This is a genomic window from Pseudomonas sp. MIL9 (assembly GCF_016887925.1).
In the GTDB taxonomy this organism is placed as follows: Bacteria; Pseudomonadota; Gammaproteobacteria; order Pseudomonadales; family Pseudomonadaceae; genus Aquipseudomonas; species Aquipseudomonas mohnii.
This window is the reverse complement of the sequence record NZ_JAFEHE010000025.1, coordinates 32,449-45,987: the sequence shown is the minus strand read 5'-3', so window position 1 is coordinate 45,987 and position 13,539 is coordinate 32,449. Positions and strand designations below refer to the sequence as shown.

Here is a 13,539-nt window from a genome sequence, read left to right as displayed (position 1 = left end):
AAAGCCACTGTGATGACAGATTAATTACAAAATACGGATATGCGACTAACCAGATGTTATAGGGCGGAACCTGCTGAGAAATGACCGGCGCTTGCGCTTATGCTCCTAATTTGTTGTCAATATCATCTTAGTGAATCAGCTTCTCAGTCAGAAACTGGCGTTAGTGCTTTACTGGATATTCGTAAAACCATATATTCGTCAAACCATATCCTCTCCGAGACTTGGCAATGACCGACAAGACCCGCGTGCTATTTGTTTGTGTGGCTAATGCTGCCCGCTCGCAGCTGGCTGAAGCGCTGCTGCGGCACACTGATTCAGAGCGATTCGACACCTTCAGTGCCGGTACTGCGCCTGGCGAGATCGATCCCCGTACCTTGGGAGCACTTCAGCACCTAGGTGTGAGTACCGAAGGGTTGTACAGCAAGTCTATCGATGAGTTTGCGGGAGAGCGCTTCGATTACGTCATCACGCTGTGCGATAAGTCGTCTCTGGAATGTCATGCCCTTCTAGGCGCCGGAGAGGTGCTGGCCTGGAACTTCGAAGATCCGGTAACCAGCACCAAGCACGACGCATTTCGTCACACCCTTCACGAGATCCATGAACGCATCAAGATGTTCGTGTTGGTCAAAAACAAACGTTGAGACCCCTATGGCTGACCATCTGACACCGACCACCGTATTCAAATGCTTGGCTGACGAAACTCGCGTTCGTCTGATGTTGCTCATCACCCGTGAGCAAGAGCTGTGCGTTTGTGAACTGACCTGCGCACTCGATGAGAGCCAACCGAAAATCTCCCGGCACCTGGCGCAACTGCGCAATTGCGGTTTGCTGGAAGATCGCCGGCAAGGTCAATGGGTGTATTACCGCCTGCATTCCAGTCTGCCGGACTGGGTGATCGCCGTACTGAAAACCACTCTTGACGCCAACCAACATTGGCTTAGTCCCGACGCCAAACGCCTCGACGTGATGGGTGATCGTCCTCAGCGCCTTGCCGTTTGCTGCTGAGTTAACACTTGCCTGAGCAGCGCTCGGCCTTTACGAGATAGCCCGATGAAGATTCTGTTTCTTTGCACCGCCAACAGCTGCCGCAGCATTCTTTGTGAGGCCATGTTTAATCATTTGGCTCCAGCGGATATGCAAGCGTTCAGCGCTGGCAGCCAGCCGAAGGGTGAAGTGCATCCGCTGAGCTTGAAAACACTGAAAAAAGCTGAAGTCTCAACTGCGGGGCTCTACAGCAAGTCCAGCGATGTCTACGAGAACCTGGCACCTGATTTCGTCATCACGGTGTGTGACAAGGCTGTCGGCGAAGCCTGCCCGGTGTTTTTCGGGCCAGCCACTAAGGCCCACTGGGGCTTAGCAGACCCTTCGGAATACCAAGGGACTCAAGAAGAGATCGAGGCCGCTTTCGAGGCCACTCTGGAACAGATCAGAACCCGAATTGAGGCCTTCCTGGCTTTACCGCTCAAGCAGTTAAGTACCGAACAAATCAAGGCCGAGCTGGCCCTGATCGGCACCCTCTGACACTGGAGACATGACGATGAGTAAAAGCCGTCTTTCTTTTCTGGATCGCTATCTGACGGCCTGGATCTTTCTCGCCATGGCGATTGGTGTCAGCTTGGGTAATCTGTTCGAGGGGCTGCCGGCCTGGCTTGACAGCCTTTCGGTGGGTTCGACCAATATCCCCATTGCCATTGGCCTGATCGTGATGATGTATCCGCCACTGGCCAAGGTGAAATACGAAGAGCTCCAAGAGGTGTTCAAGGACAAGCGCATTCTCGCGCTGTCGCTGATCCAGAATTGGGTGATCGGCCCAGTGCTGATGTTCGTACTGGCCATCGTGTTTCTCGCCGACAAGCCGGAGTATATGACCGGGCTGATCCTCATCGGTCTGGCACGCTGCATCGCCATGGTTCTGGTGTGGAATCAGATCGCGGGCGGCAATAATCAATACGTCGCCGGGTTAGTGGCCTTCAACAGCATTTTCCAGATCCTGTTCTTCAGTGTGTATGCATGGATCTTTCTTGGTCTGCTGCCGCCGCTGTTCGGTCTACAGGGCAGCGTGATTGACACCAACTTTGTCAGTATCGCCGAGTCCGTGCTGATCTACCTGGGCATCCCATTCCTGGCTGGTTTCTTTACGCGCAAGATCCTCATCAGTCGCAAAGGCGAGACTTGGTACAGCCAACGCTTCATTCCGCGTATCAACCCTTTGACGCTGGTCGCACTGCTGCTGACCATCGTCGCGATGTTCAGCCTCAAGGGCAACATGGTGCTGCAATTGCCATTGGATGTGTTGCGCATCGCCATCCCGCTGACCATCTACTTCGTGGTGATGTTCTTCATCAGTTTTTGGATGGGCAAGCTGCTCCGCGCTGACTATCCACGCACCACCGCACTGGCCTTTACCGCTGCCAGCAACAACTTCGAGCTGGCCATAGCTGTGGCCATCGCGACTTTCGGCCTCGCCTCGCCGGTGGCCTTTGCCACGGTGATTGGCCCGCTGGTGGAAGTACCGGTGCTGATCTCCCTGGTTAGCGTGGCCCTCTGGCTCAAGCACCGCTGGTTCGATCATTCAAAGGGCGCCCTCGTTCAGGAGTAAATTTGTGACTGAAGAAATGATCCCCAACCTCGACGCCGAACTGGTCGATCTCCCGACTCTCGATAAGCTCGGCAGTACGTTGTCGGCCACACACAAGCCGCGCATCCTGCTGCTCTACGGCTCGACTCGCGAGCGCTCGTTCAGCCGCCTGCTGACCGAAGAAGCTGCGCGCCTGTTGCGGCACCTCGGCGCAGAAACACGCATTTTCAATCCATCTGAGCTGCCGTTGCCAGATGACGTGCCGGACAGCCACCCCAAAGTACAGGAGCTACGCGAACTGGTGCTCTGGTCAGAAGGTCAGGTCTGGTGCTCCCCTGAGCGCCACGGCTCGATGAGCGCGGTGTTCAAGGCGCAGATCGACTGGATTCCTTTGACCATGGGCGCGGTGCGCCCAACTCAGGGCAAGACGCTGGCGGTGATGCAGGTTTGTGGTGGCTCGCAATCTTTCAACGTGGTCAACCAGCTACGTGTGCTGGGTCGCTGGATGCGTATGTTCACCATCCCTAACCAGTCCTCGGTGCCGAAGGCTTACCTGGAGTTCGACGAGGCCGGGCGCATGAAGCCATCCTCATTCTACGACCGTGTTGTGGACGTAATGGAAGAGCTGGTGAAGTTCACATTGCTGCTGCGCGAGCGGCAGGAGTACTTGGTCGACCGCTATTCCGAGCGCAAGGAATCGGCGGAAGAGCTCTCCAAACGCGTTAATCAACGCTCTATCTGAAGGACGCCTGATCGTGCACAAACATCCGTACTCCGTGCTCACTACAGCGACTGTGCAGGGCCAACTGATCTTTACGCCTTGCCCTGGAACCAAAGACACGTCAGTCGCCGAGGCACTGGACTCTCTGAAGGAAGCGGGTGCTTCGGCTTTGCTGACGCTGATGCCCACTGAAGAGTTGAGTCAAAACGAAGTCGAGAATCTGCCAGAGCAATGCCAACAGCACGGCATCGAGTGGTTTCACCTGCCTGTGGAAGATGATCAAGCACCTGCTGAGCCGTTTCAGGCTGCCTGGGAGGCTAACCGTGAGCAGATCAAGCAATTGCTCACCGAAGGAAAAAATATCGCCATCCACTGCAAAGGTGGCTCGGGTCGTACTGGCTTGATCGCAGCACAGCTACTGATCGAGTGCGGCGTGCCATTCCGCCAAGCAGTAAGCGAAGTTCAAGCGCTGCGTCCGCGTGCGATTCAGCACCTTGCACATATCAACTACATCAGCCAATTCGACGTCGCCAAGTCGTAACTATCCGCAGGCTGCAGCCCAAGGGAACAACAGCATGAGCATTAAAGTAGGCATCAACGGTTTTGGTCGCATCGGTCGTCTTGCCCTGCGTGCAGCCTGGAGTTGGCCAGAGTTTGAGTTCGTACAGATCAACGACCCGGCGGGCGACGCAGCAACGCACGCGCACCTGATCAACTTCGACTCGGTGCATGGCCGTTGGAACCATGAAGCCGGGGTCGAGGGCGATCAGGTGGTGATCGATGGCAAGCGCATCAAGGTCACGGCCAACAAGGCTATTGCCGATACCGACTGGTCGGGCTGCGATCTGGTCATCGAAGCTAGCGGCAAGATGAAAACCGTTGCGGTACTTCAGGCCTATCTGGATCAGGGTGTGAAGCGTGTGGTGGTGTGCGCGCCGGTCAAGGAGAAAGGTGCACTGAACGTTGTCATGGGTGTTAACCAGCACCTGTTCGACCCGGTACAGCACCGTATCGTGACTGCGGCCTCCTGCACGACCAACTGCCTGGCACCAGTGGTCAAGGTGATCCATGAAAACCTGGGCATCCGCCATGGCTCGATCACTACCATTCATGACCTGACCAATACCCAGAGCATCCTCGATCAACCGCACAAGGATTTGCGTCGTGCCCGTGCCTCGGGCATGAGCTTGATCCCGACCACCACAGGGTCGGCTACCGCAATAGCCGAGATTTTCCCGGAGTTGCGCGGCAAGCTGAATGGCCATGCCGTACGCGTGCCGCTGGCTAATGCTTCACTCACTGACTGCGTGTTTGAAGTCGAACGTGCTACTTCGGTGGATGAGGTCAATGCACTGCTCAAGGCTGCGGCAGAGGGCCCGCTGAAAAACATCCTGGGCTATGAAGAGCGTCCGCTGGTTTCCATCGACTACCGCACCGACCCGCGCTCCTCGATCATTGATGCGCTGTCGACGATGGTCATCAATGGCACCCAGGTGAAGTTGTACGCTTGGTACGACAACGAATGGGGCTATGCCAACCGTACCGTCGAACTGGCCAAGCTGGTCGGTCTGGCCGATTGACCCTTAGGTCTGGCTTGCAGGATGGGTTGAGCCTAGCGATACCCATCAAACACTCCGCTCGGTACAACAGGATTTCGCCGATGCACGCTTTATCCCGCTTAGCTCCCGAAGTCCGCCAATACCTGCTGGTGACCGGCAATTACTGGGCCTTCACCCTCACCGATGGTGCATTGCGCATGTTGGTGGTGTTGCACTTCCATAGTCTAGGCTACAGCCCGTTGCAGATTGCGGCGTTATTCCTGTTCTACGAGATATTCGGCGTAGTCACCAACCTGGTCGGCGGCTACCTCGGCGCCCGGCTGGGCCTCAATCGTACAATGAACATCGGCCTGGCCATGCAGGTGGGCGCCCTGCTGATGCTCACCGTGCCCGCCGCCTGGCTGACCGTGCCCTGGGTCATGGGGGCGCAGGCGCTTTCGGGGATCGCCAAAGACCTCAACAAAATGTCGGCCAAGAGCTCCATCAAGCTGCTGGTACCCGATGCCCAGCAAGGCACGCTGTACAAATGGGTGGCGATCCTCACCGGTTCTAAGAACGCACTCAAAGGGGTCGGCTTCTTCCTCGGTGGTGCCCTGCTGGCAGTGCTGGGTTTTGCTGGCTCGGTATTGGCCATGGCCGGCGTGCTGGCGGTGATCTGGATCGCCAGCCTGTTCCTGCTGAAGAAGGATCTTGGCAGGGCTAAAATCAAGCCTAAGTTCAAGGACATCCTGTCGAAGAGCCGGGCGATCAACATCCTCTCCGCCGCCCGCTTGTTCCTCTTTGGCGCCCGCGATGTCTGGTTTGTGGTCGCCTTACCGGTCTACCTGACCACCGTTTTCGGCTGGGACTTCTGGATGGTCGGTGGTTTTCTGGCCAGCTGGATCATTGGCTACGGCATCGTGCAGTCCTTTGCACCGGCACTGACTGGTAAGAGCAGCGGGCATTTGCCCGATGGTCGTGCAGCGTTCCTTTGGGCTGCTCTGCTGGCCGGCATTCCCGTTACGATTGCTCTGGGCCTGGATAGCGATTTACCCAAGCAGGCCGTGTTGGTAGGTGGTCTACTGGTCTTCGGTGCCGTCTTTGCGATCAACTCGTCGCTGCACAGCTACCTGATCGTTAGCTACGCCAAGGAAGACGGCGTGTCGCTGGATGTCGGTTTCTACTACATGTCCAACGCGCTTGGCCGGCTGCTTGGGACTCTGTTGTCCGGCTGGGTCTTCCAGCAATACGGACTGGAAGCCTGCCTGTGGGTCTCCAGTGCCTTTGTCGCCCTGGCCGCACTGATTTCCATCGGGCTGCCAAGGCATCAACAGCTGGCGACCTAAGCACATTGCTGTTTCTAGACTCTGACCTTGCCCACACAGAGGACGAGGCCCGGAGTCCTTGTAAGCTCTACAGCAGGTTACAGAGGGTGGAAAGCACATGATGACGCGCACCCATGATCATGACGGGTACAGCCATCCCCCGACCGATGCCCATCAATACGACCGGGCCTTTGTCATCGGGATCGCTCTCAACCTTGGCTTTGTTCTCGTGGAAGCCTTCTATGGCTGGCAGGTTAACTCGCTGGCCTTGCTGGCGGATGCGGGGCACAACCTGAGCGATGCTGCCGGCCTGATCCTGGCCTGGGTAGCCCTGATTGCCTCGCGCCTGCATCCCAACGAACGGCATACCTACGGCTGGCGCAAGGGCTCGATCCTCGCCAGCTTCCTCAATGCCTTTATTCTGCTGCTGGCGATGGGCTCACTGAGCTGGGAGTCCATCCAGCGCCTGCAACACCCAGAACCCATGGTGGGTGAAACAGTCATGTTGGTCGCAGGCATTGGTGTGGTTATCAACGCAGTCACAGCCTGGCTGTTTATGTCTGGCAGTCGCACCGACCTTAATCTGCGCGGAGCATTCCTGCACATGGCGGCAGATGCTCTGGTCTCCGTTGGCGTCGTACTGGCTGGCCTGCTCTACCTCTGGCAAGGCTGGCAGTGGATCGACCCGGTTCTGAGCTTGTTGATCGCAGTGGTGATCGTCCTCGGCACATGGTCGTTGTTCCGCCAGTCCTTGCACCTGATGTTTGACGGTGTCCCCGAGCAGGTCGATCTGCCATCGGTGCGTCAGTACTTGCTGGCGTTGCCAGGTGTCTGCGATGTGCATGACTTGCATGTCTGGGCCATGAGCGGCGCAGAGATTGCGCTCACAGCCCATCTGTCGGTTGGCGGTGATACAGAAAGAGATGCGTTGTTACGCACTGCCACCCATGGCCTGCATGAGCGGTTTGCTATTGATCACTCAACGATCCAGCTGGAGCACGACAGCGGATGCGAGTTGAGCTGCTCCAGATGAAACGCGAAATGAATCCTGGCACCCCTAGCGCTGTACCTGCATCTGCGTATTTGCTGGATGTCGGACTGTTGGCTGATCAACTTCAGGCCGACATTCGTCTTGGGCTAACCAGCGATGAGGCGCAGGCACGTTTGACTCGCGATGGGCCAAATGAGCTGGTAACGCAACCAGCCATCCCCGCCTGGAAGCACTTTCTGGCTCAGTTCCAAGATCCCTTGGTCTATCTACTGTTCGCCGCCGTGGCGATAACCTTGGGCATCTGGCTGCTTGGCGACAGCAGCGACTGGCCCATCGATGCCTTGGTCATCCTCGCGATCATGCTGATCAATGCGCTTTTGGGGTTCTTCCAGGAGGCTCGCTCGCAGCGGGCCGCAGCGGCCCTGGCAAAACTCACCGAGACCACCTCCGCGATTATCCGCGATGGTGCACTGGCACGCATCCCCAGTAGCCGACTGGTCAAGGGCGATTTATTGGTGCTGGCAGAAGGTGACTCGGTGGGTGCCGATGCTCGCCTGATCGAGGCTAATGCCTTGCGTGTGCTGGAGGCTTCGCTGACCGGTGAGAGCGAAGCTGTATCGAAGCATGCTGTGCGGCTTCAGGCACAAGTGCCGCTGGCAGACCGCGCCAACATGGTGTTCAAGGGCACATCCATTGCCGAGGGTACAGGGCTCGGTCTGGTGACGGCGATCGGCATGGCGACCGAGGTGGGTGCTATCGCCCACCTCCTGGATACCACGCCAGTAGACTCCACGCCCCTGCAAAGAGAGGTGCGCCAAATTGGCCGCATGCTCGGTATCGGCGTAGTGGGTATTGCCGCCGTCGTCGTGACGACAGTACTACTGCTGATGGACATTCAAAATGCCGCGGACGTGATCGCCGTACTGATGCTGGGGGTGTCCCTGGCTGTCGCCGCCGTCCCGGAAGGCTTGCCGGCGATTCTGTCAATGGTGCTCGCCATGGGCGTACAGCGCATGGCCAGTAACAAGGCGATCATCAAAAAACTGTCTTCGGTCGAGACACTGGGCTCCGCCTCGGTGATCTGTTCGGACAAGACCGGCACCCTGACTCGCTCCGAGATGACTATCCAGCAAACCATGACGGCCTCCGGCAACGCGCATTTCAGCGGTATCGGCTATAGCCCTGACGGGCAGGCTCGCCATGCTGACAAGGCCCTGTGTTGTGGCCCGGTGCATAGTGAACATGTTCTGCTCCTGCGCGGCGGCAGCCTGGCCGGTAATGCCCAGCTACAACAGCAGGAAGATGGTACCTGGGTCATCCAGGGCGACCCCACGGAAGCAGCCTTCCTGGTGGCCGAGCGCAAACTGGATACGCCCGAACGCAGCAAGGAGCGCTTCGAGCGAGTTGCCGAGATTCCCTTCACCTCCGAACGCAAGATGATGTCGGCGCTGGTCATCGACCATGAGCAGGGCAATGAGCGCCTGCTGATCAGCAAGGGCGCTCCTGATGTGTTGCTCGGGCATTGCACACGCGTCCAGGTCGGCATGGATGTCATGCCGCTGACTGATGAAGTCCGTGCACAAGCCCTGGCCGATGTGGATGAACTGTCCGGAGCGGCGCTGCGCACGCTCTCGGTGGCCTATCGACCCCTGCTGGCAGATGAGCAGGTGACTGCCGGCGCAGCCCTGGAGAACCAGATGATCTTCATCGGCACGGTCGGGATCATCGACCCGCCACGCGAGGAAGTTGCCCCGGCGATTGCCGATGCCCATCGGGCTGGTATCCGCATCATCATGATCACCGGCGATCATCCACGCACTGCTGCGCGCATCGCCGAGGATCTGGGCATCATCGAGGCGGGCGCCGGCGCCCTGACCGGAGCCGACATCGACCGGCTGGATGACGCCGGACTGGCAGAGGCTGTCAAGCGAACCTCTGTGTACGCACGGGTAGCGCCGGCGCACAAGCTGAGGATTGTCGATGCCCTACAGGCTCAAGGTCATGTGGTGGCGATGACCGGGGATGGGGTTAACGATGCCCCGGCCTTGAAGTCTGCCGATATAGGCATTGCCATGGGTATTACCGGAACCGAAGTGACCAAGCAGGCCGGCAAGATGATCCTGGCGGATGACAACTTTGCCACCATCGTCATCGCCGTGCGTGAGGGGCGCGCTATTCTGGACAACATCCGCAAGTTCCTGCGCTACCTGCTTTCCTCGAATATGGGGGAGGTGCTGACGGTATTTCTCGCGGTAATCGGCGCCAGCCTTATTGGCCTGATCGATGCCAATGGCGCAATAGTGCTGCCACTGCTGGCCACGCAGATTCTTTGGATTAACCTGATTACCGATGCTGCACCGGCTCTGGCCATGGGTATTGATCCACAGAGTGAAGATGTGATGGCCAGGCTTCCGCGCCGCCCGACTGATCGGATCATCAATGCCCGCATGTGGTACGGGGTGGTGCAAATCGGCTTGGTAATGGCTGTAGCCAGCTTGGCCACCTTCGACTTGATGCTACCGGGCGGCCTTCTACCGGGTAGTGCCTCACTTGAGTCTGCACGAACTGCCGCGTTCACCGTGCTGGTTCTGGCGCAGCTGTTCAACGCCTTGAATGCACGCTCCGAATCGGTTACTGCCTTCAGGGGGATCTTCGACAATCGCTGGCTGTGGGGGGCTATTGCTCTGGGCATTACCTTGCAGATAACGGTTGTGCATTGGACACCCCTCAACCGGGCCTTCAGCACTGCACCACTGACTATCGAGCAATGGCTGATCTGCTTCGTCATGGGCAGCTTGGTACTGTGGTTCAGCGAGCTGCGTAAGTTTTTCCTACGTGCCATAGACCAACGTCAAAATCCGTCAACGCACATTAACTACAATGAACACCCTGCGTCTAACGCTAAGGATTGAGGGCTCTCCATGGAATTTGTACTCAAGCTGCTCAATGGCGGAGCAGGCAGTCTGGCCTCCTACTTGGCAGCCCATGTGCTGCTGTGCCTGCTGCCGGCGTTTTTCATTGCCGGCGCCATGGCCGCCCTCATTCCGAAAGCCAGCATTACCCACTGGCTGGGCCGACACGCACCAGTCTACGTTTCCTACCCAGCTGCGGCACTGGCGGGATCACTGATTGCCGTCTGCTCATGCACCATTGTTCCGTTGTTCGCGGGCGTCTATCGCAAAGGCGCGGGTATCGGCCCAGCGATCACCTTTCTGTTTTTTGCGCCGGCCGGCAACATCATGGCCTTGGCCTATACCGGCAGTATCCTGGGGGCGGACTTTGCCATCGCGCGGCTGATCCTCTGTCTGGTGTTCGGCATCGGCATCGGCCTGCTGATGGCCACTATTTTCTGGAAGGACGACCTGACCCACGACGCACAGTCGGACGCCCTGTTCGCCGAGAAGGCCAGCGTGTCTCGGCCGGCATTGGGCGTGCTGCTGTCTTTAGTGGCCTTGCTGATCGCTGGTACCCTGAAGCTCTGGCCGCTCACCGCAGACCTGTTCAGCATCAACATCCCACTGTCCTGGGCTCAGGCGTGGCAGGAAACCTTGTTTGACTGGGTGCCATACGACGCCAGCAAAGGCGAGGAAGGTGTCAGCTTCCAGGGCTCAGTACTCATCGCGCTGCTGCTGATGATCGCCGCCACGGCCAAGCGTGGCCTGGACAACATCACCGAAGGGGCCAATAGCTGGACATGGATTGCGCTGGGCCTGGCCGCCAGTACCTTGCTGGTTGCCTCGATGCGCCTGACTCCAGAGCCCGACACATTGGTCTTTACCTTTACCGGCCGTGTATTTGCCGTTGCACTGACCCTGCTCTGCGTTTGGTACTTTGCCCGCCAGCTGCCCGCCGAGGATTGGCAGGGCTGGCTGTGGGAAGCCTGGCGCTTCGTTAAGCAGATTTTCGTGGTGCTGGTGGTGGGTGTGTTCATCGTCGGCATGGTGCGCCAGGTCATTCAGCCTGAGTGGATTGAAAGCCTCGCCGGCAGCAACAGCGTGCTGGCCAATGCCGTAGCCGTTGGCTTTGGCGTATTCATGTACTTCCCAACCCTGGTGGAAGTACCGGTAGCCAAGATGTTCCTTGATCTGGGCATGCACCAGGGCCCACTCTTGGCCTACCTGATGGCCGATCCTGAACTGAGCTTGCAGAGTATGCTGATGGTGGCTGCCGTGATTGGCCGGAAGAAGACCGCCGCTTACGTCGGGCTGGTCGCCTCGTTCAGCATCGTCGCAGGTCTGCTCTTTGGTGCCTGGATCGACGGCACAGGCTGGCTAACCCTCGGTTCAGGGATGGCGTCCTGGCTGGTCGTAATCGCCATCCTCTATTTGTTGATCCGTCGTCTGCGCACACAAACAGCAAACTGACCAACACACAAAGGAGCTTTAGATGCTGAACATAAAAATCCTGGGTTCGGGCTGTGCCAGCTGCAAAAAACTCGAAGCCGTAGCCCGCGAAGCCGCGCAAAACCTGAACATCCAGGCCGAATTCGAAAAGATCACCGACATGAGGAAGATGATGACCTATGACATCCTCGCCACGCCTGCTCTGGTGATCAATGAGAAGGTTGTCAGCAGCGGTAAGATTCCGACTATTGCGGATGTCCAGAGCTGGATTTCGGCGATGCAGTAACTACTGTCATCAATAGTCAGTTGCGTGCCTGTGATTTGAACAAGCTCAGTGTGCGCGATGTAGCGCATGGTGATCATGTCTCGCCACGAGCAATCGTCATGCCGCAGAAGCCCTATCACCCCGTGCAAGTGCAACCAGGCCAGGCTGACCGAGTGTCGAATCCAGTGTCTCGCACAGCGCATTTTTATCTAGGCTGATGTAAAAGCACTGACTGTTTAGGGTTTCGATCGGCACTCCTGCCAGAGCCGCTGCAGCGGCTGCCTTCGAAAGAAACGCTGTGTCATTGTCGGACAAGGGTATAACTAACTTAGGCATCGCTATTTCCCCTAGGGCTCTGAGGCTTGACGGGCCAAGCCCCTAGCCCAAAGCCTGTAATTGTTTGAGGCGGGCAGTTAGGCCTCTCACCACCGAGTCTGGTTGGGTGTGCAGGGGCACTTGACTCAAGTGCTGAGCCATTCTTCAACCTTTTCCCGGCTCTGGATGCCCCCTGAGTGAACGACTTTTCCATCAATCACGACACTGGGGGGGACATGACCCCGTAGCCGACGATCTGTTGCATGTCTTCGATTTTTTCCAGTTTAACGCGAACGCCTTTCGCACTCGCCACCTGTTCGATGATGGCTACAGTCGATTTACATTTTGCACAACCGGTGCCCAGAACCTTGATGTCTTTCATAAAAACCTCGGTAGGTGGATTACAAAGCAAAGTTGAAGACGTAACCAACGATGAGAATGCCGACGGCGACGACCCCAATGAAGGTGGCTATCAGGCGAACTTTCAGCACCTTGCGCAAGATCACCATCTCCGGAAGAGATAGAGCGATGACACTCATCATAAAGGCCAGCACAGTGCCCAGCGCTGCGCCCTTTGCGAGCAGTGCCTGCACAATGGGGATGATGCCTGCCGCATTGGTATACATTGGGATGCCGATAAGAACCGCGAGTGGAACTGACCACCAGGCTTCCTTACCCATGAAGCTGGCCATGAAATCCTCAGGCACATACCCGTGAATGCCTGCGCCAATGGCGATGCCGGCAAGGATGTAAGGCCATACTTTTCCGACGATTTCACGCACGCTGCTAAACCCGGCATTTATCCGCTCATACAGCGGCATACTCGTGTCTCCAGCAGTTGCCTGGATCTTGGGCATATTGCGAACCCAGTCTTCCAGATAGGCCTCCATTTTCAGGCGTCCAATGACCCAGCCAGCAATGATCGCAATAAACAACCCCAGGCTGAGATACAGCAATGCAACTTTCCAGCCGAACAGGCCAAGCAGCAGTGTCAGCGCTACCTCATTCACCATGGGCGCAGAAATGAGGAAAGAGAAAGTCACCCCCAGGGGCACTCCAGCTTGGACAAAACCTATATACAGAGGAACGGCCGAGCACGAGCAAAACGGGGTAAACACACCGAGAGTGGCCGCCAGGACATTGGCCGTGCCCTCGCTTCGACCCGCCAACATTGCGCGGGTGCGTTCAGGTGTGAAGTGGGAATTGATCATGCCCATCAGGAACACGATGCCGGTCAACAGCATCAGCACCTTGGGGGTGTCGTAGAAAAAGACTGTAAGGCACCTCCCAAGTGGCTGTTGCGATCAACCGGAAGCGCTGCGACCAAAGCCTCTGAAACAGGTATCAGGGCTTCATACAATCCGAACCAGACAAGCGCTGCTACCGCTAAAAACAGGCGGGGATTGCGCTCCGGCCAGCGCACGATCATTTCATTCATGTCCTCTACTCCTGGGGTGTAGTCG

General features: G+C 57.4%; 15 protein-coding genes. 12 read left to right on the top strand and 3 right to left on the bottom strand.

Features of this window, described 5'->3' with window-relative positions; all coding sequences use genetic code 11:
* Nucleotides 1-227: 227 nt before the first annotated feature.
* From JQF37_RS24615 to JQF37_RS24560, 12 genes are all read left to right on the top strand, one after another.
* On the top strand, nucleotides 228-641 hold the full coding sequence (locus JQF37_RS24615; protein WP_130209105.1) for an arsenate reductase ArsC: 414 nt from the start codon (nucleotides 228-230) through the stop codon (nucleotides 639-641).
* Between the two features lie 7 nt (nucleotides 642-648).
* Nucleotides 649-1,005 (top strand): metalloregulator ArsR/SmtB family transcription factor, encoded by a 357-nt coding sequence (locus tag JQF37_RS24610; protein WP_130209107.1) that lies wholly within the window; start codon nucleotides 649-651, stop codon nucleotides 1,003-1,005.
* A gap of 45 nt (nucleotides 1,006-1,050) precedes the next feature.
* Complete coding sequence (locus tag JQF37_RS24605) at nucleotides 1,051-1,521, top strand: arsenate reductase ArsC (RefSeq protein ID WP_130209109.1); 471 nt, start codon at nucleotides 1,051-1,053, stop codon at nucleotides 1,519-1,521.
* A gap of 16 nt (nucleotides 1,522-1,537) precedes the next feature.
* A complete protein-coding gene (gene arsB / locus JQF37_RS24600; RefSeq protein ID WP_130209110.1) occupies nucleotides 1,538-2,599 on the top strand; it encodes an ACR3 family arsenite efflux transporter in 1,062 nt (353 codons plus the stop codon).
* Between the two features lie 16 nt (nucleotides 2,600-2,615).
* Nucleotides 2,616-3,320 carry an arsenical resistance protein ArsH gene (gene arsH, locus JQF37_RS24595; protein WP_189340440.1) on the top strand — a complete coding sequence of 235 codons (705 nt, stop codon included), beginning with the start codon at nucleotides 2,616-2,618 and terminating at the stop codon, nucleotides 3,318-3,320.
* Nucleotides 3,321-3,333: 13 nt separating this feature from the next.
* Nucleotides 3,334-3,840: a cyclin-dependent kinase inhibitor 3 family protein gene (locus tag JQF37_RS24590; protein WP_130209114.1), complete on the top strand. Its 507-nt coding sequence runs from the start codon at nucleotides 3,334-3,336 to the stop codon at nucleotides 3,838-3,840.
* A gap of 34 nt (nucleotides 3,841-3,874) precedes the next feature.
* Nucleotides 3,875-4,879: an ArsJ-associated glyceraldehyde-3-phosphate dehydrogenase gene (locus JQF37_RS24585; protein ID WP_130209116.1), complete on the top strand. Its 1,005-nt coding sequence runs from the start codon at nucleotides 3,875-3,877 to the stop codon at nucleotides 4,877-4,879.
* 80 nt (nucleotides 4,880-4,959) lie between these two features.
* Nucleotides 4,960-6,183: an organoarsenical effux MFS transporter ArsJ gene (arsJ, locus tag JQF37_RS24580; protein ID WP_130209118.1), complete on the top strand. Its 1,224-nt coding sequence runs from the start codon at nucleotides 4,960-4,962 to the stop codon at nucleotides 6,181-6,183.
* 97 nt (nucleotides 6,184-6,280) lie between these two features.
* Complete coding sequence (locus tag JQF37_RS24575) at nucleotides 6,281-7,195, top strand: cation diffusion facilitator family transporter (protein WP_223272699.1); 915 nt, start codon at nucleotides 6,281-6,283, stop codon at nucleotides 7,193-7,195.
* A complete protein-coding gene (locus JQF37_RS24570; protein WP_223272700.1) occupies nucleotides 7,192-10,065 on the top strand; it encodes a cation-translocating P-type ATPase in 2,874 nt (957 codons plus the stop codon). Before JQF37_RS24575 ends, JQF37_RS24570 begins: the two co-directional genes overlap by 4 nt.
* Nucleotides 10,066-10,074: 9 nt before the next feature.
* A complete protein-coding gene (locus tag JQF37_RS24565; protein WP_130209120.1) occupies nucleotides 10,075-11,517 on the top strand; it encodes a permease in 1,443 nt (480 codons plus the stop codon).
* A 22-nt stretch (nucleotides 11,518-11,539) separates the two neighbouring features.
* The gene (locus JQF37_RS24560; RefSeq protein ID WP_130209122.1) at nucleotides 11,540-11,782 is read left to right on the top strand and encodes a thioredoxin family protein; all 243 of its coding nucleotides are present in this window, start codon (nucleotides 11,540-11,542) and stop codon (nucleotides 11,780-11,782) included.
* 511 nt (nucleotides 11,783-12,293) lie between these two features.
* Here the strand turns inward: JQF37_RS24560 and JQF37_RS24555 are convergent.
* From JQF37_RS24555 to JQF37_RS31520, 3 genes are read right to left on the bottom strand one after another with little or no spacing between them, the layout of a single operon-like run.
* A complete protein-coding gene (locus tag JQF37_RS24555; RefSeq protein ID WP_223272701.1) occupies nucleotides 12,294-12,458 on the bottom strand; it encodes a thioredoxin family protein in 165 nt (54 codons plus the stop codon).
* Nucleotides 12,459-12,477: 19 nt separating this feature from the next.
* Entirely contained in the window at nucleotides 12,478-13,314 is an 837-nt protein-coding gene (locus tag JQF37_RS24550) for a permease (RefSeq protein ID WP_239142533.1), read from the bottom strand.
* A 5-nt stretch (nucleotides 13,315-13,319) separates the two neighbouring features.
* Nucleotides 13,320-13,514 (bottom strand): hypothetical protein, encoded by a 195-nt coding sequence (locus tag JQF37_RS31520; protein ID WP_223272703.1) that lies wholly within the window; start codon nucleotides 13,512-13,514, stop codon nucleotides 13,320-13,322.
* Nucleotides 13,515-13,539 lie beyond the last annotated feature (25 nt).